This is a genomic window from Blastochloris viridis (assembly GCF_001402875.1).
Taxonomy (GTDB): Bacteria; Pseudomonadota; Alphaproteobacteria; order Rhizobiales; family Xanthobacteraceae; genus Blastochloris; species Blastochloris viridis.
In genome coordinates this window covers 3,570,936-3,592,050 of record NZ_CP012946.1, presented here as the reverse complement: position 1 = coordinate 3,592,050, position 21,115 = coordinate 3,570,936, and the positions used below count along the sequence as shown (strand labels likewise).

The 21,115-nt window shown below is 72.6% G+C and carries 15 protein-coding genes; 2 read left to right on the top strand and 13 right to left on the bottom strand.

Annotated elements, in window-relative coordinates; genetic code table 11:
- Positions 1–38: 38 nt before the first annotated feature.
- The 13 genes from addA to ubiE all read right to left on the bottom strand — a co-directional run bounded on the left by addA (position 39) and on the right by ubiE (position 18,499).
- A complete protein-coding gene (gene addA / locus BVIR_RS15540) occupies positions 39–3,479 on the bottom strand; it encodes a double-strand break repair helicase AddA (RefSeq protein WP_055038962.1) in 3,441 nt (1,146 codons plus the stop codon).
- On the bottom strand, positions 3,476–6,526 hold the full coding sequence (gene addB, locus BVIR_RS15535; RefSeq protein ID WP_055038451.1) for a double-strand break repair protein AddB: 3,051 nt from the start codon (positions 6,524–6,526) through the stop codon (positions 3,476–3,478). The genes addA and addB overlap by 4 nt, the downstream gene beginning before the upstream one ends.
- Positions 6,526–7,257: a nucleotidyltransferase family protein gene (locus BVIR_RS15530; protein ID WP_055038450.1), complete on the bottom strand. Its 732-nt coding sequence runs from the start codon at positions 7,255–7,257 to the stop codon at positions 6,526–6,528. Before BVIR_RS15530 ends, addB begins: the two co-directional genes overlap by 1 nt.
- Positions 7,258–7,261: 4 nt before the next feature.
- A complete protein-coding gene (gene tsaE, locus BVIR_RS15525) occupies positions 7,262–8,833 on the bottom strand; it encodes a tRNA (adenosine(37)-N6)-threonylcarbamoyltransferase complex ATPase subunit type 1 TsaE (protein ID WP_055038449.1) in 1,572 nt (523 codons plus the stop codon).
- 6 nt (positions 8,834–8,839) lie between these two features.
- The gene (locus tag BVIR_RS15520) at positions 8,840–11,326 is read right to left on the bottom strand and encodes a sensor histidine kinase (protein ID WP_082417244.1); all 2,487 of its coding nucleotides are present in this window, start codon (positions 11,324–11,326) and stop codon (positions 8,840–8,842) included.
- A gap of 288 nt (positions 11,327–11,614) precedes the next feature.
- On the bottom strand, positions 11,615–12,595 hold the full coding sequence (gene cysK / locus BVIR_RS15515) for a cysteine synthase A (RefSeq protein ID WP_055038448.1): 981 nt from the start codon (positions 12,593–12,595) through the stop codon (positions 11,615–11,617).
- Positions 12,596–12,966: 371 nt separating this feature from the next.
- A complete protein-coding gene (locus tag BVIR_RS15510) occupies positions 12,967–13,404 on the bottom strand; it encodes an RrF2 family transcriptional regulator (RefSeq protein ID WP_055038447.1) in 438 nt (145 codons plus the stop codon).
- Positions 13,405–13,566: 162 nt separating this feature from the next.
- Complete coding sequence (gene dut / locus BVIR_RS15505) at positions 13,567–14,031, bottom strand: dUTP diphosphatase (protein WP_055038446.1); 465 nt, start codon at positions 14,029–14,031, stop codon at positions 13,567–13,569.
- Positions 14,028–15,251 (bottom strand): bifunctional phosphopantothenoylcysteine decarboxylase/phosphopantothenate--cysteine ligase CoaBC, encoded by a 1,224-nt coding sequence (gene coaBC / locus BVIR_RS15500; protein WP_055038445.1) that lies wholly within the window; start codon positions 15,249–15,251, stop codon positions 14,028–14,030. The genes dut and coaBC overlap by 4 nt, the downstream gene beginning before the upstream one ends.
- Before the next feature lie 4 nt (positions 15,252–15,255).
- On the bottom strand, positions 15,256–15,675 hold the full coding sequence (locus BVIR_RS15495) for a type II toxin-antitoxin system VapC family toxin (RefSeq protein ID WP_055038444.1): 420 nt from the start codon (positions 15,673–15,675) through the stop codon (positions 15,256–15,258).
- The gene (locus BVIR_RS15490) at positions 15,675–15,917 is read right to left on the bottom strand and encodes a FitA-like ribbon-helix-helix domain-containing protein (RefSeq protein WP_055038960.1); all 243 of its coding nucleotides are present in this window, start codon (positions 15,915–15,917) and stop codon (positions 15,675–15,677) included. Before BVIR_RS15490 ends, BVIR_RS15495 begins: the two co-directional genes overlap by 1 nt.
- A 100-nt stretch (positions 15,918–16,017) precedes the next feature.
- A complete protein-coding gene (ubiB, locus tag BVIR_RS15485; RefSeq protein WP_055038443.1) occupies positions 16,018–17,592 on the bottom strand; it encodes a 2-polyprenylphenol 6-hydroxylase in 1,575 nt (524 codons plus the stop codon).
- 133 nt (positions 17,593–17,725) lie between these two features.
- Positions 17,726–18,499, bottom strand: a complete 774-nt coding sequence (gene ubiE, locus BVIR_RS15480; RefSeq protein ID WP_055038959.1) for a bifunctional demethylmenaquinone methyltransferase/2-methoxy-6-polyprenyl-1,4-benzoquinol methylase UbiE — start codon at positions 18,497–18,499, stop codon at positions 17,726–17,728.
- Between the two features lie 556 nt (positions 18,500–19,055).
- Here ubiE and mutM point away from each other — a divergent pair.
- The gene (gene mutM / locus BVIR_RS15475; RefSeq protein WP_055038958.1) at positions 19,056–19,925 is read left to right on the top strand and encodes a bifunctional DNA-formamidopyrimidine glycosylase/DNA-(apurinic or apyrimidinic site) lyase; all 870 of its coding nucleotides are present in this window, start codon (positions 19,056–19,058) and stop codon (positions 19,923–19,925) included.
- 143 nt (positions 19,926–20,068) lie between these two features.
- Positions 20,069–20,839 (top strand): enoyl-CoA hydratase, encoded by a 771-nt coding sequence (locus BVIR_RS15470; RefSeq protein ID WP_055038442.1) that lies wholly within the window; start codon positions 20,069–20,071, stop codon positions 20,837–20,839.
- Positions 20,840–21,115: the final 276 nt, after the last annotated feature.

Genomic DNA, 21,115 nt, shown 5'->3' with positions numbered 1-21,115 from the left:
CGTTGATTACGTAAAACTAGGGATCGGTCGGGAGAGCGTCAAGGCAGGGCGGGTGCGGAGGTGAGCCGCGCCAACGCCTCGTCGAGCAGCGCGTCCGGCACCGGCATCACCCGCGGGCCGCAGGTGAACACCAGCCAGCACGCCACCGGCCGGCCTGGAAACAGCTCGGCGAGCAGGGCGCGATAGAGCGCGAGCTGGCGCCGATAAGCACCCGGAACGTCCGCGGCTGTGGTTGGAACCGCGGTGTCTGTCTTGAAGTCGGCGATCAGCACCGCATCCTCGCCCACCCAGACCCGGTCGATGCGGCCGGACACCGGCACCGGCGTCAGGCCGGCCGAGCCGATGGTGCCGGCGAGCGGCACCTCGGCTCGGCTGCCGGGGCCGAACAGCCGCGCCAGGGCCGGGTCGGCGATCAGCGCCAGCGTGTCCTCGACCACGCCGGTGCAGCCGGCGGGCTCGAGGCCGAACCGGGCCGTCAGCGCTTCGGCCACCGCCGGGCGCTCGGCGGGCGGCAGATCGGGCAGCACTTCGAGCAAACGGTGGACCAGCCGGCCGCGCGCCACTGCGGCGGGGTCGGCCGGCGGGCCGGTGCGCGAGGGCTTGAGCGGCGCCGGCCGGGCGATGGCGCTGTCCACCGGGCGGTCGAGCCAGGCCGGTCGCTCCGGCGGCGGCGCCGGGGCCGGGGCGCCGCCTGCCGCCGCCGCCACCTCCGGCCAGCGGCTCCAGCGCCACACCGTGCCGTCCCAGCCGTCGGCCGGCTCCTCGGCCGCCTCGGCCTTGAGCGCGCCCTCGACCAGCCTGTACCAGCAGCCGTCCGGCTCGGCGGTCTTGCCGCGGGCGCCGGCGATCACCAGCACGTCGGCGGCGCGGGTCAGCGCGACGTAGAGCAGGCGGCGATATTCGGCCGCGGCCTCGGCCCGCACGCCGTCGCGGGCGGCGGCGGCCGCCGCCGGCTCGCCGGCCCGGGACGGCACCCAGACCCGCGGCTGCGGGGCGCCGTGGGCGGCGCCGGGCCGGGCGAGCGGCAGCAGGCGTAGATCCTTGGCGCCCTCGGGCCGGGCGACGGTGTCGGCCAGGATCACCACCGGCGCTTCGAGGCCCTTGGCGCCGTGCACCGTCATCACCCGCACCGCGCTCGCCCCCACCTCCATGTCGCGCTTGACCTCGGCGCCGGCGGCGCGCACCCGGTGGAGAAAGCCGGTCAGCGCCGGCAGGCCGGCGCCCTCGTCGGCGAGCGCCAGCGCCAGGAACTCGTCGAGCGGGTCGGCCGCCTCCGGCCCGAGCCGCGCCAGCATCGCCCGCCGCCCGCCGTCGCGGCCGAGCACCCGCGAATAGAGGTCGAACGGGCGCAGCGCCCGGCCCTCGGTCCGCCATTGGGCGAGGCGGGCGGCGGCGGCCTGCGCCTTCGGCTCGGTGGCGTGATCGAGTGCCGCGGCGAGCGTGCCGGTGCGCGGCGCCGCAATCGCCATCAGCTCGTCGTCGCTGAAGCCGAACAGCGGGCTTTTCAGCAGGCAGGCCAACGCGAGGTCGTCGTGCGGGCACAAGATGGCGTCGCCGAGTGCGATCAGGTCCATCACCGCGATGTGCTCGGCCAGCACCAGCCGGTCGGCGCCGGCGACCTCGAGGCCGCACGCCTTCAGCGCCTTCAGCATCGCCTCGAACAGCGCGCCGCGCCGGCGCACCAGGATCAGCACGTCGCCGGCGCCGATCGGGCTGCCGTCGGCCTTGCGGCGGCCGCCGCGGGTCCAGGCCGCCACGCTCGCGGCGATGCGGTGGGCCAGCCGCACATTGGGGCTGGCGGCGGTGGCGGCGTCGAGCGGCAGGTCCCACGGCTCGCGGCTTTCCGAGGCCGCGTCGGGCTCGATCAGCGGCCACAGCTCCACCACCCCCGGCGCGCCGGCCCGCACCGACTGGTGGGCCAGGGCGGCGTCATCGACCACCTGGAGCCCGGCGCGGGCGGCGTCCTGGGCGAACACGCGGTCGACGGCGTCCAGCACCGGCTGGCACGAGCGGAACGACACCTCGAGCCGCACGCTCGACCAGGCGTAGTCGCCGTCCTCGGCGGCGTCCTTGAAGTGCGTCTGCATCTCGCCGAACATCGCCGGCGCCGCGCCCTGGAAGCCGAAGATCGACTGCTTGGCGTCGCCCACCGCGAACACCGTGCGCGGCCGCTCGCGCGCTCCTTTGCCGGCAAAGAATTCGGCGGTCAGCGCCGACACGATCGCCCATTGGGCCGCCGAGGTGTCCTGCGCCTCGTCGACCAGCACATGGTCGATGCCGCGGTCGAGCTTGTAGAGCACCCACGCGGCGCCGATGTCTTCGAGCAGGGTCCGGGTGTTCGCCACCAGGTCGTCGAAGTCGAGCAAGGCGCGCCGCGCCTTCATCGCCTCGTAGCGGCCGATCACGGCGTCGGCGAGCACCAGCAGCGCGGCGCTGCGCTCGGCGGCGGCGGCGGCCCGGCGGGGTTCGATCAGCGCCGCCAGCCGGTCGCGCTCGGCGCGGAGCGCCAGGGCGAGGGCGGGGTGATCGTCGCGGATGCGCTTGGAGGGGAACTGCTTGTCGCTGCGCGGCTCCTCCTTGTCGGTCAGGAATACCTTGAGACAGGCGTCGAGCGCCTGGGCATCGTCCGTGGCCGCGGCGGCAGCCAATAAATAGCCGGCAAACTTCTTATCGTTGGCGCCGCTGCCGGCGGCGAACTCCGCCGCAACCGCCGGCCATTCGCTGCGCGGCAGATGGGGGCTCGCCAGCATGTCGGCCTCGATGGCGGCGCGGGTTTCGCCAGGGCGCAGCCCGAGGCACTCGGCGACCTGGCCGGCCGCCGCCTCGACGCCGCCCGCCGCCGCGATCCAGCCGGCGATGGCGTGGCGGTCCTGCACCGCCTCGGCGAACGCCTCGGTGAGCCCGTTGTCGGAGGCCGCTGCAATCGCGGTCTCCAGCGCCCGGCCGAGCGGCGATGACGGATCGTTGGCCGCCTCGACCATCACGCGGGCACGGGCGCCGGCCAGCAGCTCGTCGGCGAGGCGGTCGTCGAGCACCGAGAACCCGGCCGGCACGCCGGCCTCGAACGGGAACTGGTGCAGCACGCGGTCGCAGAACGCATGGATGGTCTGGACCTTCAGGCCGCCCGGCGTCTCCAGCGCCTCGGCGAACAGCCGCCGCGCCCGCGCCCGGCGCTGCGGGGTCGGGCTGTCGCCGTCGATCTCGGCCAAGGCGCGGTCGAGCTCGACGTCCGTCGCGGTGGCGAACGCCGCCAGCGCCGCGAGCACGCGGTTGGCCATGTTGGCGGCGGCGGCCTTGGTGAAGGTCAGGCACAGCACCTTGTCGGGCGGGGTGCCGCGCAGCAGCAGCCGCACCACCCGCCGCGCCAGGACGTGGGTCTTGCCGGAGCCGGCATTGGCGTCGACCCAGGCCGAGCGGGCGGGGTCGGAGGCGGCGGCCTGGTCGAGCCGGGTCTTGTCGGGAATGCTGAAGGCGCTCATGCCTCGCCCTCCTCGCCGGCGCCGCCGGTCGCCGACCATTCGGCGACGCGGGCGAGATGGTCGTAGTCGCCGTGGCGGCCCGTAAATTCGGACCGCACCAACGACTGATAACCTTGCGTGGGCTCGCCGAAGCGCGCCACCAGCCGCGCCAGGCCGGCCAGCGCGGCGGGAGCGAGGTCGGCCACCGCCCCGGCCTTGGGCTTCACCGGCTTCCACTCGCCCGGCGGCTCGCCGCCCGAGACGCGGACATAAACCAGGCCGTCGATGGCGGTGCCGGCCGGCACATCCTTGAAGCCGCCCAGCGTCACCATCGCCGCCTCCAGCGGCAGTTGCGGCGCAAGCCCGCTCTCGACCTGGGGGCTGGAGGGCGGCTGGCCGGTCTTGTAGTCGATCACCACCGCGCCGTCCGGCGTCAGGTCGATGCGGTCGGCGCGGCCGGTCAGCAGGAAGCCGGTGCCCGGCACCGTGATCTTCCCCCCCAGCTCGACCAGGCTCTGCACCGGGCCGGCGCTGCGGCGCTCGGTCTCCACCGCCACCAGCCAGCGCGCGACGCGCTGAAAGCGCGGCCACCACACCGCGACGAGATCGGGAAAGCCGTCGAGGCGGGCGAACGCGGCGCGGCCGCAGCCGAGCAGCCGTGGCAGGGCGTCAGGCGGCAGCCGCTCGGGATAGACCTTGAGGAACTCCGCCAGCGCCTCGTGCACGATGGTGCCGCGGGCGGGCGCGGCGACGTCGGCGTCGAGCGGCTCGAGCGGGCTGAGGCGCAGCACGTGGCGGGCGTAGATGGTGTAGGGGTCGCGAATCCAGTCCTCGACCTCGGTGACGCTGAGCTGCGTCGGCCTGAGGTCCAGCGGCGGCGCCGGCATCGGCCGCGGCGCTGGCACGGCGGGCGGGGCGGCGTCGACCAGCCGGGCGGTGGCGAGGATGCGCTCGCCGCGCGCGCCGACCTCGTGCCAGGCCGCGCCCGACACCGCGGCGAGCCGTTGCAGGAAGCGCGCCGGCACGGTCGGCGCGCCGCCGGCCTTGCGCGCCCGCGTCAGCACCACCTCCGGCGCGCCGAAGCACTGCGCGAAATCGTGCGCCGATAGCCCGATGCGGCGCTCCGGCAGGTCGAGCCCCAGCGCGCGGCGCATCGGCCGGCTGAGCCAGGGGTCGTTCGAGGTGTCGGGCGGCCAGCGGCCCTCGTCGAGGCCCGACACCACCACCCGGTCGAGCGGCACCAGCCGCGCCTCAAGGGGGCCGAGGATTCGCACCCGCGCCGCCTCGTCGAACGCGGTGCGCACCGCGACGCCGCGCATCAGCGCCGGCACCGCCTCGGCGTAGTCGGCCAGCGACATCGCCGCGGCGTCGGCCGCCGCCTCGGCCAGCTCGTCGAACCATGTCATCAACGCGTCGCCGTCGGCGCCGGCGAGGCCGGAGCCGTCCGGATGGCGTGCCGCCGCCTCGACCGCGTCGCGGTGGGCGGCGAGCAGCGCCGCGAACGGCTGCGCCCGGCCACCCAGCGCCAGCACTGGGCCAAGGCCGGTCTCCAGCCGCGCCACCAGGTCGAAGGCAAGCGCGAAGTCGGAGTCCAACAGCGTGCGGCGCGGGTCGCGGCGATATAAGGTGGTGCGGGCGTCCTGCACCTCGCGCAGCGCCAGGGTGAGGCCGCCGGTGCCGGCCTTGGGGCGCGGCCCGCGCAGCACGGCGAGTTCCAGCGCGGCGCGCCGCGCCGCAAGCTTGGCTTCGGTAAGGCCGAAGCGGGCGTCGGGCTGGTTCAGCAGCACCGCCAGCGGCACCGGCGCCAGCGCCGCGGCTGCGGCGTCGGCCAGCGCGCGGGCGAGCAGGCCGGCGCCGGAGTCGGCCAGCGGCACGCCGGCGGAATCGTCGACCCGGATGTTCCAGCGCGTCAGGTCGGCCGCCACCCGGCGGGCCAGGGCGCGGTCGGGCGTCACCAAAGCGGCGGTGCGGCCGGGCTCCTCCACCACCTCGCGCAGCGCCACCGCGACCGCCAGCGCCTCCTCCTGCGGTTCGGCGGCGACCACCAGCGCCACCCGCGCCAGCGCGGCGGCAGGGTCGAGATCGGGATCGGGCGTCGCCCACTGGTCGGTGGTGGCGGCCGGGCGCAGCGCCCGCGACAGCAGTCGTTCGCGCCCGCCCGCGGCGGACGTCGCCAGCGGCTCGACCTCCTCGCGCCCAATGCCGATCGCCGCCAGCAATTGCTGAAGGCCGAACTGGGGATGGGTCGGAATCGGCTCGCCGTCGGCGCCGGGGTCGAGCGCGCGCCACGACGCCTCGTCGAGGTCGCAGTCGAGGCCGGGCAGCACCACTGCGCCGCTGGGGTGGCGGGCGATGGCGGCGATCAGCGCGCGCGTCGCCGGAAGCGAGCCGGTCGAGCCGGCCACGATCACCGGACCGCCGTTCCCCGCCGCCAGCCGCTCGGTCTCGGCCCTGGCGAGCAGGTCGCGCCGCACCGCGGGGTCGAGCCTGCCGCGCTCATTAAGGATCGCCGGCCACAGCTCGGTCGCGACCGCCTTCAGGAAGCGGATCGAGATTTGCCAGTAGCGGTCGAGCTCGTCCGGCACCAAGCCGTCGAGCCCCGACCACGGCACCCGCCCGGTCGCCATGCGGTCCATCAGCTGCGCCAGCTCATCGGCCAGCGCCAGCGCCGCCGCCGGCGCGGTGGCAAGGCCGGCGGCGTCGCCGAGCTTGAGCGCCGGGCTGCCGGCAAAGCCGGCGACCAGCTGCGCCAGCAGCAGCCGGCGGCTCAGCTTCGGGATCGCCGGTGGCAGGTCGAGGCCGCCGGCAAGGTCGAACTCGTCCTCGTCGACCTCGCCCAGCGCGACGAGGCGCGGCAGCAAGGTGGCGTTGCCGCCGTGGGCCTTGAGGAACGCCGCCTCGATCAGGCGGCGGGCGCGCTGGGTCGGCAGGTAGAGCGTGGCGCGGGCGAGCGACAGCGGGTCGGCCGGGTCGGGAAAGCCGCGCACCACCTCGCCGGCCAAAAGCGCGGCGACGAAGGTGTCGAGAAACGGCGCGCCGGCGGGAATGGTGAAGACGCGCGGCGCCATCACGATGCCGCGTGCGGCTGCGCGGCGATCGCGGCCTCGGCCAGCGCGATGGCGGGCGGGGTGCCGACGTGGAGCCACAGGCCATCGAGCCGCTGGCCGTGCAGCCGCCCGGCCGCCTGCGCCCGGTCGAACATGCGGGTGAGCTTGAACGGTCCGGCCGGCGCGCCCTCGAACAGCGTCGCCGTCATCACAGCACCGCCGGCATACACCAACGGCGCGGTCGGCGCCGCGCCGCGGCGCTTCAGCCGGCCGTCGGGCTCAAGGAAGAAATCGCCGGCGCCGTCGAAGCCGATGGCGGCCGCGCGGTCGGCCAGCAACAGCCGCGCGTCCATGGCCTCCGGGTCGAAATTGGCCGCCAGCGCCTTGAGATTGAGGCCGGGCCGGTCGAGCCAGAAGCTGTCGGCGTTGAGGACCAGGAACGTGTCGCCGAGCTGCGGCAGCGCCTTGACCACGCCGCCGCCGGAATCGAGCAGGCCGTCGCGTTCGTCGGAGACGATCACCGTCGGCCGGCTGCGGCGCTCGAGATGGGCGATAAGCTGGTCGGCGAGGTGGTGGACGTTGACCACCGCGCGTTCGATGCCGGCCTCGGCCAGCGTGTCGAGCACGCGGTCGATCAGGGCGCGGCCGGCGACCTCGATCAGCGGCTTGGGCATCGACAGCGTCAGCGGCCGCATGCGCAGGCCGAGGCCGGCGGCCAGCACCATCGCCGTGGTCGGCAGCAAGGTCGCCATCGCCTCACTCCGCCTGCGGGATCGACGGCGGCAGATCGGCGGCGGGCCGATAGTCGAGCGGCACGTGGGCGGCGTACCACTTGGCCAGCGGCGCCAGGCCGGGATGGGCGAGGCTGCGCTTGAGATAGCGCGCCACCCGCGGCAGGTGGGTGAGGTATTGCGGCTTGCCGTCGCGCGCGTTGAGGCGGGCGAAGATGCCGAGGATCTTGGTGTTGCGCTGGGCGCCGAGCGTGGCGTAGGCGCGGGCGAACTGGGCGACGTCGAAGCCCGCGTCCAGCCCGCGGCGCAGCGTGACGTAGTGCTTGAGGATCGCCAGCTCGGTGTCTTCCGGCACATCGACGCGGGCGTCCTGCGTCAGCGACACCACGTCGTAGGCCGGCGGCCCCATCACCGCGTCCTGGAAGTCGATCAGGCCGAGCTGCGCCACGCCGCTGCGCTGGTCGAGCCAGATCAGGTTGGGGGAATGAACGTCGCGCAGCACCCAGGTCCGCGGCCCGGCCGTCACCGGGGCCAGCGCCTCGCGCCACAGCGCCACGAAGTCGCCGCGCGCGCCGGGCGGCAGCATCACGCCGTGGAACGGCAGGTACCAGTCGAGCAGCAGCTCGGCCTCGATCAGGAAGGCGTCGATGTCGTAGCGCGGCAGCACGTGGTCGACGCCCGGCGCCACCGCCAGCCGGTCCGGCAGCGACAGCGAGTGCAGCGCCGCGAGCAGCTCGGCGGCGGTGCGATAGCGCTCCAGGATCGGCTCCGCCGGGTCGCCCGCCACCACCTTGCCGTCGCCGAGATCCTCCAGGACCAGGAGCCCGAGCGCCAGGTCGGCGGCGAGCACCTCCGGCGCCGACAGCCCGTGCTCGCGCAAGCCCCGCGCCAGGGCGAGAAACGGCGTGACGGTCTCGGCGAGGTGGGCGATGCGGCTGTAGGGCAGGCCGGCCCGCACCGGCGGGCCGTCGGGGCGGGCCGGCGCGTCCATCAGCACGGCGCGGCGTCCGGGCTCGACCAGCCGCTCGTAGCGGCGGCTGGAGGCGTCGCCGGCGAGCGGCCGGCGCTGGGCCTCGCCCCAGCCGGCGCCGTCGAGGAAGGCGCGGATGTCGCGCATGCGCTTGAGCCGCGGCGCAAACGCCGCCAGCCCGGTGAGCCGGGCGCGGCGCGCCTCGGCGCCGAGGTCGGGCGCGAGGTTCAGCACGATCTCCAGCCGGTCGGCGGCGAGCAGGCTGCCGGCGCGGTCGGGCCATTCCACCAGCGCCAGCGCGTCCTCGGCCGCTTCGTCCCAGCCGATCTCCTCCAGCTCGTCGGGGCTGCGCACGCGGTAGAAGTCGGCGTGGACCACCGCGAACGGCTCGATCTCGTAGGTCTGCAGCAGGGTGTAGGTCGGGCTCGGCACCTCGAGCCCGTCGTCGCCGGCGAGGGTGCGGATGATCGCGCGCGCCAGCGTCGACTTGCCGGCGCCGAGGTCGCCGGCCAGCGTCACCAGGTCGCCGGCCTGCAGCCCGAGGCACAGATCGCGTGCCAGCCGTGCCGTCGCCTGCTCGTCCGGCAGCACCACGTTCCAGACCAGTTCGGTGAGCGCTGCGGTCATCCGCCGCTACTCCGCGGCCATCACGTGTGTCATGGGAAACCGCACCACCACGGTGGTGCCGCGGCCGGGCTGGGTCTCGATCGCGACCTCGCCGCCGTGCAGCGCCACCAGCGAGCGCACGATCGACAGGCCGAGCCCGGCGCCGCGGTGCTGGGTGCCGCCGGGCGAATAGCTCTCGAAGCGCTCGAACACCTTGTCCTTCAGCTCGGCGGGAATGCCCGGCCCCTGGTCGGTGACGCGGAACACCACCGCGCCGGCCTCGGCGCGGGCGGCGAGCGTGATGATGCCGCCTTGCGGGGAGAAGCTGACGGCGTTGGAGAGCAGGTTGAACAGCACCTGCCGGACGCGCTTGGCGTCGGCGATGAAGGTGCCGATGCCGGGCGCGACGTCGAGCACCAGCTTGAGCCCGGCCTCGGCGAGGCGATCCTGCACGCCGTCGCTGGCGGCGCGCATGGTCTCGCGCAGGTCGATCTCGAACGGCTCGATGGTCATCGCGCCGGCGTCGATGGTGGCCAGATCCAGAATGTCGTCGATGATGGCGAGCAGCGCCGCGCTGGAGCCGGTGATGTGGCCGACATAGTCGCGCTGCTTGGCGTTGAGCGGGCCGATGGCGGGGTCGCCGAGCAGTTGGGCGAAGCCGATGATGTTGGTGAGCGGCGAGCGCAGCTCGTAGGAGACGTGGTGGATGAAGCGCGTCTTCAGCCCGTCGGCCTCCTCGAGCGCCTCGTTCTTCTCGGTCAGCACCCGCTCGACCGACACCGAGTCGGTCACGTCGCGGAAGGTGACCAGGGTCGAGCCGTCGGGCAGCTTGGCGGCGCTGGCGTCGAGCACGCTGCCGTCGGCCCGCTCGATGCGGCGCGCCACCGGCTCGTGCCGGCCGCCGATGGCGGTGACGGTGGCGTGCAGCACCGACCAGGCGTCGTTGGCGCACATCGCCTGGCACCAGGTGCCGACCACCTCGACGTGGGGCTGACTCGCCAGCGCATCCGGCGACAGCCGCCACAGCCGCACGAACGACGGATTGTGCAGCTTGAGCCGGCCGTCGGAGCCGAACACCGCCACCGCCTCGGCCAGGTTGTCGAGGGTTTCGCGGTGCAGGCCGGACAGCTGGTTGATGCGGCTTTCGAGGTCGATGCGCTCGGTGATGTCGTCGAACAGGTAGGTCAGGCCGCCGTCGGGATTGGGATTGGTCACCACCCGCAGCATCTGCCCGCCCGGCAGGTGCCAGGAATGCTCCTGCGGCTCGATGGCGCGGTAGGCGCCGAGGAAGCCGTCGCGCCATTTGCGGAAGTCGGCCTGCTCGGGCAGCTTGCGCTCGGCGCGCAGCCGGTCGAGCACGTCGGGGTCGGACGGCTTGTCGTCGAGGAAGGCGGGGTCGAACTCGAACAGTCGCTGGTAGGCGGCATTGTAGAACACCAGCCGCTTGTTGGCGTCGAAGATGGCGACCCCGGTGGCCAGGCTGTCGAGGATGCGGCGGTGGGCGGCGATGGTCTGCTGCAGGCCGACCCGCACCTGCTCGGCCTCGGTGGCATCGAGCGCGATGCCGGCGCAGATGCCGTTGGCGTCGGTGATCTCGACCACGTCGAGCTGGCGGCGCTCGCCGGCGACGATGGCGGCGACGCGCTTTTCGAACCGGCCGTGGGCGTCGCGGGCCTGGGCGGCGGTGATGCGGTCGCCGCGGTCGAGCAGTTCGGTGCCGCGGTCGATCGACTCCTCGGTGGTCTTGGCGTCGACGGCGTGGGCGTAGGCGGCATTGGCCCAGCTCAGGCGGCCGGTGGCGTCGCGCACCCACATCGGCACCGGCAGGCTTTCCACCAGCGTGCGCAGGATGGCGGCATCGCGCTCGGCCCGGCGCAGCCGGTCAGCCAGCTCGGCGGCTTCGCCGCGGGCGCCGGTGGCCTCGCGCAGCCGCAGCACGGCGTGGCCGCCGATGGCGCGGCCGTCGGCCTCGATGTGGCGGCCGTCGCGGGTGGCGAGCGCCATCGCGAACGCCTCGCCGCGCTCGCGCAGCCGCTCGACCGCCGCTTCGAGATCGCGCGCCCGCTCGACATCGAGCCAGATGCCGAACGCCAGCACGCGGAACGGCTGGGTGGCGCCGACCACGCCGATATCGCCGCCGATCTCCGGTTCGCCGCCGCTCCACACCACGGTGATCTGGCGGTCGAGCTGCAGCAGGGTGCGGATGCGGTCGGTCTCCGCTCGCAGCGTGGCGATCTGGCTGCGCGCCGCCGCCCGATCGCGGCTAGCCCGGCGCGCCACGCGCAGCAGCTGGGCCGCCGACAGGATGGCGAACAGCGTCACCCCGGAGGTGAACGCCATGGTGAGGATCTGGTGTGGCCCGAGCAGCGTGACCAGTTCGGCGGCATTGACCAGCATCGGCTCGGCCTTGGCGCCGGTGGACATCACACCGGTCGGGATCAGGGCGGCGGAGCCGGCGACCGTTTCGAGCAGGCGATGCCGGCACCACGCCGCGGTCCGACTCCGCTCTGCCATTCTCGATCACCCTCCAAGGGTCGCGGCCCGCCGAACGGGCTCGCCGCGCCACGTCTCGAATCGAAGGCCACTGTAACCCCGAGGGCAGAGGTCGCAGAAGGGGAAAATGGCTGTCGCATCGCCTCCCGCCGCCGTTCGGCTGGCCGAAGCCGGCGTCAGCTCGCGGGTGCCGGGGATCCCGAGGTGCGGTGTTCGGCCGGCCGCATCCCCAACAGCATAAGGCCGGGTCGAAACCCGGCCTTATATCGTCTCGACGTCACGCCAACGCCGCTGCGGCAGGCCGCCGGCTCACAGCCCGTCGAACAGCGCGGTCGACAGATAGCGCTCGGCAAACGAGGGCAGGATCACCACGATGGTCTTGCCGGCGAACTCCGGGCGGGCGCCGACTTCGAGCGCGGCGGCGATCGCCGCGCCCGAGGAGATGCCGACCGGGATGCCCTCGTAGCGCGCCAGCGCGCGGGCGGTGTCGAACGCGGTCTGGTTGCCGACCGTGACCACCTCGTCGATGACGCTGCGGTCGAGTACGTCGGGCACGAAGCCGGCGCCGATGCCCTGGATCTTGTGCGGGCCGGGCTGGCCGCCCGACAGCACCGGCGAATCCTCCGGCTCGACGGCGATGACACGAAGTCCCGGCTTCCTCGGCTTCAGCACCTGGCCGATGCCGGTGATGGTGCCGCCGGTGCCGACGCCGGCCACCACCACGTCGACCGCGCCTTGGGTGTCGTTCCAGATTTCCTCGGCGGTGGTGGCGCGGTGGATGGCGGGGTTCGCCGGGTTCTTGAACTGCTGCGGGATCACCGCGTTCGGCAGGTCCTTGACCAACTCCTCGGCCTTGGCGACCGCGCCTTTCATCCCCTTGGCGGCTTCGGTGAGCACCAGCTCGGCGCCAAGCAGCGCCAGCATCTTGCGGCGCTCGATCGACATCGATTCCGGCATCACCAGGATCAGCCGGTAGCCGCGGGCGGCGGCGACGAACGCCAAGGCGATGCCGGTGTTGCCGGAGGTCGGCTCGACCAGCACGGTGTCCGGCTTGAGCACGCCCTGCGCCTCGAGCGCGTCGATCAGCGACACGCCGATGCGGTCCTTGACGGACGAGATCGGGTTGAAGAACTCAAGCTTGGCCAGAATGTTGGCGTTGACGCCCTTGAGCTGGGGCAGCCGGTTCAGCTTGACCAGCGGGGTGTCGCCGATGGTGTCGGTGATGGAGTCGTAGACCCGGCCGCGGCCGGGCACGCGGGCAGGCTGGAAGTGGTGGGCGGGCTGGGCCATCGGGTTCTCCTGAAATCGCGTCATATGCCGTGACGCAATATACGCATGAAATACGGAATTTAATTAGTAACCATTTTGTGAATGTATTTTACGCAGCGGCAGCCGGCGTTGGCTCCGACCGCAATCCCGATCATACGGTTTCCGGCTGATCGGCTCGGAATGGCCGTTGGTCGAGGGGCGCGTCTTTTCCCTCTCCCCTTGTGGGAGAGGGTGGCAAGGATGAGCGAAGCGAAATCCGAGCCGGGTGAGGGGTATGTCAGCCTTCTGCGCGCAGGCCCCCTCACCCGCCTCGCGATCTTTACGATCGCTCGGCACCCTCTCCCGCAAGGGGAGAGGGAAGGAAGAGCCGAGCTGATCAAACGGAAATCGTATCAGATCGCGAAATCTTCGCCGCTGGTGTCGCGGCCGAGCCCGGCGGCCTCGGCCTGCCGGCACAGCTCCTCCAGCGTCATCGCCTCGAGCCGGGCGCGGGCGTCGGTCGCCGCCTCCGCCAGCGCCGGCATCACGATGCGCGCCATCAGCGGCGAGCCGGGCAGCTGTTCGGGCTCGTCGAGCTCGGCGGCGGCCAGCACGTCGGCCAGCCGGATGCGCCGGCGCTCGCGCGCCAGGGTGTAGCCGCCGCGCGGGCCGCGCGCGCCGGCCAGGAAGCCGTCGCGCACCAGCGTCTGCAGCAATGGCTCGAGGGCGCGCGCCGGCAGGCCGAGCCGCGCGGCGATCGCCTTGCCGGGCACCGCGGCGCCGCGGGCATGGAGCGCGACGTCGAGGATGGCGGCGACGGCGAGGTGGGAGCGGCGGGACAACAGGCGCATCGGGAAAATCGGGGGGCGAACGGTGGACATTCGGGCGCGCCAGCATGCCACAACCACGACGGCGCGAAAGGCGCGGCGCCGTGGCATTACCGAACCGAACCGGCGCTTGTCCGGGACGACGGCGCGAGCACGGCGCCGTGGCGCGCAGCGCGCGGCTTCTGTTTAGCCTGACCCGGACGACAGCCCGGTCGAGCCGAAGCCGCCGGCGCCGCGGACGGTGGCGTCGAGGTCGGCGACCGCGACCGGCTTGGCCTGCACCACCGCCGCCACCACCAGCTGGGCGATGCGCTCTCCGCGGGCGATGGTGACCGGCTCGCCGCCGTGGTTGATCAGGATCACCGCCACCTCGCCGCGATAATCGGCATCGATGGTGCCGGGCGCGTTGAGCACGGTGACGCCACGCTTCAGCGCAAGGCCGGAGCGCGGTCGCACCTGGCCCTCGAACCCGGCCGGAATCGCCATCTCAAGGCCAGTCGGCACCGCGGCGCGGGCGCCGGGCTGAAGCGTCAGCGGCTGGCCGGCCGGCAGCGCCGCCACCAGATCGAGACCGGCGGCGCCTTGGGTGGCGTAGGCCGGCAGCGGCAGGCCCTCGGCGTGCGGCAGGCGGCGGATCGGCAGCTCGATCATGGCTCGCCCCGTGCCAGCCGCTTGGCGATGCGGGCGACCAGGCAGGTCGCCACCTCGTCCTTGGACAGCTCCGGCCAGCTCTCGACGCCGGAGGTCGAGATCAGGTGGATGCGGTTGCGGTCGCCGCCCATCACTCCGGTTTCAGGCGAGACGTCGTTGGCGACGATCAGGTCGCAGCCCTTTCGAGCCAGCTTGGCCTTGGCATGGTCGATGACGTGACAGGTCTCGGCGGCAAAGCCGACCACCACCGCCGGCCGGCGGGGGCCGCGCGCGATGGTGGCAAGGATGTCGGGGTTCTCGACCAGCACCAGAGCGGGCGGACCCTCGCCGGTCTTCTTGATCTTGTGATCGGCGTCGCGCGCCACCCGCCAGTCGGCGACGGCGGCGGCGAACACCGCGGCGTCCGCCGGCAGCGCCGCTTCGCACGCTTTCAGCATGTCGCGGGCGGTCTCGACGCGCACCACCTCGACGCCGGCGGGATCGGGAAGCCGCACCGGCCCCGACACCAGCGTGACGCGGGCGCCGAGCGCGGCGGCGGCGGCGGCGATGGCGTGGCCCTGCTTGCCGGAGGAATGGTTGGCGATGTAGCGCACCGGGTCGATCGGCTCCCGCGTCGGGCCGGAGGTGACCAGGATGTGCCGGCCCTTGAGCGGCCCGGGCGCGGGGATGAGCCGAGCCATCACCGCCTCCACGATCTCCGCCGGCTCGACCATGCGGCCAAGCCCCGATTCGCCGCGCTCGGCCATCGCCCCCGCGGCCGGCCCCAGCACCACAACGCCGCGGGCCTGAAGCGTCGCCACATTGGCCTGTGTTGCCGGGTGCGCCCACATCGTCGGGTTCATCGCCGGCACGATGACGATGGGCTTGTCGGTGGCGAGCAGCGCGGTCGAGGCGAGGTCATTGGCGAGACCCAGCGCCATCTTGGCGATCAGGTCGGCGGTGGCGGGGGCCACCACCACGAGGTCGCAGTCGCGCGCCAGCTTGATGTGGCCGACGTCGTGCTCGTCGGTGAGGTCGAACAGCTCAAAGAACACCCGCTCGGCCGACAGCGTGCCGACGGTGAGTGGGGTGACGAACTCCGCGCCCGCCTTGGTGAGCAGGCAGCGGACGAGCACGCCGCGCTCGCGCAGGCGCCGGATCGCCTCCAGCACCTTGTAGGCGGAGATGCCGCCGCCGATGACGAGCAGGACGCGCTTGGCGGGGGACACGGACGAGGGCATGGGTTCACTCGGACCAGGGGTCGATGACGTCGAGGCCGACATCCTCGAAGTCTCTCACATTGCGCGTCACCACCGCCATGGCATTGGCGCGCGCAATGGCGGCGATGCCGGCGTCGAACGGCGCAATCGGGCGGCCGCGCTTCTGCCGTGTCGCCGAAATGTCGGCGTAATGCACCGCCGCGACGGAATCGAAGGGCAGGATGCGATGGCGAAACCTGTCCGTGAACATGATGCCGGCGCGTGCCGCGAGCGCATCGCGCCTTGCACCATTCGGCATCTTGGCGATTCCGAACAAGATTTCGCTCTGGGTGAAGGTGGTGATGAAGAGATCACCGCGGCTGACGGCGTTGACCCAACTGGAAACCTTTTCTGCCGGTGCCGGCCGCATCAGCTCGGAAACCACGTTGGTGTCGAGCACGAACATCACTCGAAGGTGGGCGGCTCGCGCCCCATCTCGCGCGGCGGCAGCTCCAGCTCGACGCCGCCGAGCGGCGCAAACAGCGCGTGGATGGCGTCAGCGAGCCCGGTCTTCGGCTCGGCCGGCTGAGCGAGCGCCTGCGCCAGCAGCTGCCGGGCCTCCTCCTCCATCGAGTGGCCGCGCTCGGCTGCCCGCCGCCGCAGCCGCGCCTTCACCCCGGCGTCGAGGCCGCGGATGGTCAGGCTCACGGTGCCTTGCGGCTTTCGGCGAGGCGAATCTGGCTTGGACGGCGCGGCTGATTTCGGCATGCGGACAGTATAGGCAGTGCCGGCACTGCCATCAATGCAATCACCACAGCTTGACCAGCAGCGCCGCCAGGAGGGCCGCGATGATCCAGGCCGCCGCGGCGATCTGGCGGTTGCCGCGGCCCTCGGCCCGGCCGATCGCCTCCACCGTCTCCGGCGCCAGCACGAAGCCGGCGCGGGTGAGTTCGTCGACCCGGCGGACCAGCACCGCGGAGCGGCCGAGCAGCTCCGGCACCGCGCCGATGAAGCGGCCGACGCCGACGGCGCCGTCGGTGACGTCCTCGGCCCGGCCGATCGGGCCGAGATTGCGGGCGATCCACTCGCGCACCACCGGCGCCGCCGCCGTCCACATGTCGAACTTGGGGTCGAGCGCGCGGGCGACGCCCTCCACCACCACCATGCTCTTTTGCAGCAGCAGCAGCTCGGGCCGGGCGCGCATGCCGAACAGCGAGGTGATCTCGAACATCAGCGTCAGCAGCTTCGCCATCGAGATCTGGTCGTTGGAGCGGCCGTGGATCGGCTCACCGATGGCGCGGATGGCCTGGGTGAACGACTCCACCGGGTGGATGTCGGGCACGTAGCCGACCTCGAAATGCACCTCGGCGACGCGGCGGTAGTTGCGCACGATGAACCCATGCAGCACCTCGGCCAAAAAGCGCCGCTCGGTGTCGCCGAGCCGGCCCATGATGCCGAAATCGACCGCGACGATGCGGCCTTGATCGTCGACGAACAGGTTGCCGGGGTGCATGTCGCCGTGGAAGAAGCCATCGCGCATGGCGTGGCGCAGGAAGCTCTGCATCAGCGCGCAGCTCACCGCGGCGACGTCGCGGCCGGCCGCAATCAGCGCGTCGCGGTCCGACAGCTTGATGCCGTCGATCCACTCCAGCGTCAGCACGGCGCGGGCGGTGCGGTCCCAATCGACCTCCGGCACCCGGAAGTCATGGTCGTCCTTGGTGTTCTCCGCCATCTCCGAGGCCGCGGCGGCCTCCAGGCGGAAATCCATCTCCAGCGTCACCGAGCGCGCCAGCGTCTCGACCGCTGCCACCAGCCGCAGCCGCTCGCCCTCCGCGCTCAGCTGTTCGGCGAGGCGGGCGATGAAGAAGAAATCGCCGAGGTCGCGCTTGAAATGGCGCTCGATGCCAGGGCGTAGCACCTTCACCGCCACGTCGCGGCGGCTGCCGTCCTCCCGCACCACGCTGGCGCGGTGGACCTGGGCGATCGAGGCGGCGGCGACCGGCGGGCCGAACTCGGCGAACAGCGCCTCGACCGGGGCGCCGAGCGCATCGGCGATCACCGCGCGCGCCTCGTCCATGCCGAACGGCGCCATCTTGTCCTGCAGGCTCTCCAGGTCGCGGGCGAGCTGTTTGCCGACGATGTCCGGCCGCGTCGCCAGAAACTGGCCGAACTTGACCCAGGACGGCCCCAGCCGCGTCAGCGCCGCCGACAGCCGGACCCCGGCCGCGCCGGCGTTGCGACGCTCCAGCAGGCGGATGGCGGACACCGCGAAGCGCGCCAGCGGCGGCAGCGACGACGGGTCGATGATGGCGAAGACACCTTCGCGGGCGCAGACGAAGCCGGCGCGGGCGAGGCGGGCAAGATGGCCGAGGGCACGCAGCACGAGAGACAGGCTTTCAAGAACAAGGCGATCCCCGCGATCACGGCAGATCAGTGGGGACCCAGTCGAGCCGGTGCCCCGCGAACGGGACCGCCGGCGTGCGAGCGGTGGAGCGCCCGGCAGGGCGCCGGTTCCGTCAGACCTTCCAGCCCGAATGCAGCGCCACCACGCCGCCGGTCATCGGCATCGCCGTCACCCGGGAGAAGCCGGCCTCCGCGATCATGTCGGCGAACACGGTGCGGTTGGGGAAGCGGCGGATCGATTCCACCAGGTACTGGTAGGGCTCCGCTTCGCCCACCACCATCTTGCCGATGCGCGGGATGAGGTGGAACGAATAGAAATCGTAGATCTTGTCGAGGCCGGGCACGTCGACATTGGAGAATTCCAGGCACAGGAAGCGGCCGCCCGGCTTCAGCACCCGGTAGGCCTCCGCCAAGGCGCGGTCGATGCGCGGCACGTTGCGGATGGCGAACGCGATGGTGTAGCCGTCGAACTGGTTCGATTCGAACGGCAATTCCTCGGCGTTGCAGACCTGGAAGGTCAGGCGGTCGCTGAGGCCCCGTTCGAAGGCGCGCTCCTCGCCGACCTTCAGCATCTCCGGGTTGATGTCGCAGACGATGGAGCTGACGCCGGCACCGGCCCCCTCCACCACCCGGAACGAGATGTCGCCGGTGCCGCCGCCGACGTCGACCAGCCGGAACGGCCGGCCGGTCTTGGGTGCGGCGAGGGTGTTGACCATGGCGTCCTTCCACAGCCGGTGCAGGCCGGCGGACATCAGGTCGTTCATCAGGTCGTAGCGGCGCGCCACGGTGGCGAACACGGTGTCCACCAGCGCCTGCTTCTCGGCGAGCGGAACCTCGCGAAATCCGAAATGGGTCGCCTCCGTATCTCGAAGCGCGTCGCCGGCCATGTCGTCCACCTTACTCTTCGTTCGCCTGGGAGCGCCCACCGGTCCGCTGACCGGGATGGTCACTCCAGGTTTTTGGTTTATCGCATGTTCTCCGCAAAACCGGGTCCCGCGGATGCGGAAAATGCGCTGGTTCGAGGTCTCGTGCTGCCCTGTTCGCGGCGCGTGGACCATAGCCCAGCGGGCGCGCGCGCGCTATCTCATAGCGACTCCAGCCGGCTTTGGCCGGCGGCCGCGGTCAGGTTTCCGAAAATCCCTGGTTTGACAAGGATTTGATGGCGATTTGCCCCACGCGCCCACCGCTGCGGGCGCGCAAAGAGGCCGGCCGCACCATGTTTCGGTCGGTCGACCCTCCGGCGGCCGGCCGCAGCGGCCGGGTCGGCTCGCCTGGTCCCACCGCCGCGCCGCGGCGTCATACATGCTCCGGAGCGTCGCGCCGGCGATTCCGGACGAATCTCTGCCGAAACCCCCTGATCGGACGGGGAATTTTCGGCGACTCGACGACGAAACGCCGGCCTGATCGGCGACAATCCGGATCAGGCCGATGAGCGATGGTGTCATGCCCGAACTTCCCGAAGTCGAAACCGTGCGTCGTGGCCTGCAGCCGGCGATGGAGGGCGCGGTGTTCGAGACCATCGTGCTGCGCCGGGCCGATTTGCGCGTGCCGTTTCCGGCCCGGTTCGCCGAGCGCCTGGCCGGCCGGCGCATCCTCGCGCTCGGCCGCCGCGCCAAATACCTGCTCGCCGACCTCGATTCCGCCGAGGTGCTGGTGATGCACCTCGGCATGTCCGGCTCGTTTCGCGTCGAGGCGGCGCCGGTCGGGGCGTTCCACCATCCGCGCGGCCGCGATCCGGTCCACGACCATGTGGTGTTCGACCTCTCCACCGGCGCGCGCATCACCTACAACGACCCCCGCCGGTTCGGGCTGATGGCGCTGGTGCCGCGGGTCGGGCTGGCCGACCACCCGTTCTTCGCCGGCCTCGGGCCGGAGCCGCTCGGCAACACCTTCTGCGCCGAGCTGCTGGCGGCCGTCGCGCGCGGCCGGGTGACCAGCCTCAAGGCGCTGCTGCTCGACCAGCACGCCGTCGCCGGGCTCGGCAACATCTATGTGTGCGAGGCGCTGCACCGCGCCGGCCTGTCGCCGTTCAACGCCGCCATGACGCTGGCCGACGCCGCGGGGCAGCCGGCCGCAGGCGCGGCGCGGCTGGTCGAGGCGGTGCGGCAGGTGTTGGAGGAGGCGATCGCCGCCGGCGGCTCATCGATCTCCGACCACGCCCGCCCGGACGGCGGCCTCGGCTATTTCCAGCACGCCTTCCGGGTCTATGACCGCGAGGGCCAGCCCTGCCCGACGCCCGGCTGCCGCGGCGTGGTGCGGCGGGTGGTGCAGAACGGGCGCTCGACGTTCTTCTGCCCGGTGTGCCAGCGGTAGGGCCGGCAGCTCGGCTGCTGCGCTGGCAGGCCTGCTGCTGAAGCGGCGCTTTGCTCCACCGTCCGACCAACGAACGAGACGTGGTGCCGTTGCGCCCGCACCGGCATTCGTTAACCTCGCCGCCCACACCCCGGGAGGACTGCATGAGTTATGAGACGCTGATCGTCGAGACCCACGGCCGGGTCGGCCTGATCACCCTGAACCGGCCGCAGGCGCTGAATGCGCTGTGCGATCAGCTCACCAGCGAGCTCGATCAGGCGCTGGCGGCGTTCGACGCCGACCCCGCGATCGGCTGCATGGTCATCACCGGCTCGGCCAAGGCGTTCGCCGCCGGCGCCGACATCAAGGAGATGCAGCACCGGCAGTTTCCGCAGACCTATCTCGACGAGTTTCTCAACTGGGGCGCAATCGCCAGGAAGCGCAAGCCGGTGGTGGCGGCGGTGGCCGGCTACGCCCTCGGCGGCGGCTGCGAGATCGCCATGATGTGCGACATCATCATCGCCGCCGACACCGCCAAGTTCGGCCAGCCCGAGATCAAGCTCGGCGTCATTCCCGGCGCCGGCGGCACCCAGCGCCTGACCCGCCTGGTCGGCCGCGCCAAGGCGATGGACCTTTGCCTCACCGGCCGCATGATGGACGCCGCGGAGGCCGAGCGGGCCGGGCTGGTGTCGCGGGTGGTGCCGGCGGCCGAACTCCTCACCGTGGCGCTCGACGTCGCCGCCACCATCGCGGCCATGCCGCTGCCGGCGGTGCTGGCGGCCAAGGAGTGCGTCAAGCGCGCCGACGAGGTCGCGCTCGAAGAGGGGCTGTTGTTCGAGCGGCGCGCGTTCCATTCGATGTTCGCCACCTTCGACCAGAAGGAAGGCATGGCCGCCTTCGCCGACAAGCGCGCGCCGAAGTTCGAGAACAGGTGATTCGGCGGTCGGTGGCGGCGGCGTCCGGCCGGCGCAGCGAACACCGCGTTGCCGAAAGCCCGACGAGCCGGACCCGGCATTTTCGGCGGGCGGGGTGGTTGCCGAGCGGCGGCGCGGCCTGTAGAGGGAATGCCAACGCTTGAGCGGGGCCGGGCGCGCGGTGCGCACCCCGATTCCGCGCCGCGCCGGACATCCGCAGCAATCGGAGCGGGATTTTCGGCGATCGGACTGCGGCTTCCGGCTCAACCGCCGGGGTCGGTGCTGCCGCGGGGGGCG

What these genes read in the sequence shown, in the direction of transcription:
- addA (WP_055038962.1), bottom strand. Translation starts at nt 3,479, where the DNA reads ATGAGCGCCTTCAGCATTCCCGACAAGACCCGGCTCGACCAGGCCGCC.
- addB (WP_055038451.1), bottom strand. Translation starts at nt 6,526, where the DNA reads ATGGCGCCGCGCGTCTTCACCATTCCCGCCGGCGCGCCGTTTCTCGAC.
- BVIR_RS15530 (WP_055038450.1), bottom strand. Translation starts at nt 7,257, where the DNA reads ATGGCGACCTTGCTGCCGACCACGGCGATGGTGCTGGCCGCCGGCCTC.
- tsaE (WP_055038449.1), bottom strand. Translation starts at nt 8,833, where the DNA reads ATGACCGCAGCGCTCACCGAACTGGTCTGGAACGTGGTGCTGCCGGAC.
- BVIR_RS15520 (WP_082417244.1), bottom strand. Translation starts at nt 11,326, where the DNA reads ATGGCAGAGCGGAGTCGGACCGCGGCGTGGTGCCGGCATCGCCTGCTC.
- cysK (WP_055038448.1), bottom strand. Translation starts at nt 12,595, where the DNA reads ATGGCCCAGCCCGCCCACCACTTCCAGCCTGCCCGCGTGCCCGGCCGC.
- BVIR_RS15510 (WP_055038447.1), bottom strand. Translation starts at nt 13,404, where the DNA reads ATGCGCCTGTTGTCCCGCCGCTCCCACCTCGCCGTCGCCGCCATCCTC.
- dut (WP_055038446.1), bottom strand. Translation starts at nt 14,031, where the DNA reads ATGATCGAGCTGCCGATCCGCCGCCTGCCGCACGCCGAGGGCCTGCCG.
- coaBC (WP_055038445.1), bottom strand. Translation starts at nt 15,251, where the DNA reads ATGCCCTCGTCCGTGTCCCCCGCCAAGCGCGTCCTGCTCGTCATCGGC.
- BVIR_RS15495 (WP_055038444.1), bottom strand. Translation starts at nt 15,675, where the DNA reads ATGTTCGTGCTCGACACCAACGTGGTTTCCGAGCTGATGCGGCCGGCA.
- ubiE (WP_055038959.1), bottom strand. Translation starts at nt 18,499, where the DNA reads ATGGCCGGCGACGCGCTTCGAGATACGGAGGCGACCCATTTCGGATTT.
- mutM (WP_055038958.1), top strand. Translation starts at nt 19,056, where the DNA reads ATGCCCGAACTTCCCGAAGTCGAAACCGTGCGTCGTGGCCTGCAGCCG.
- BVIR_RS15470 (WP_055038442.1), top strand. Translation starts at nt 20,069, where the DNA reads ATGAGTTATGAGACGCTGATCGTCGAGACCCACGGCCGGGTCGGCCTG.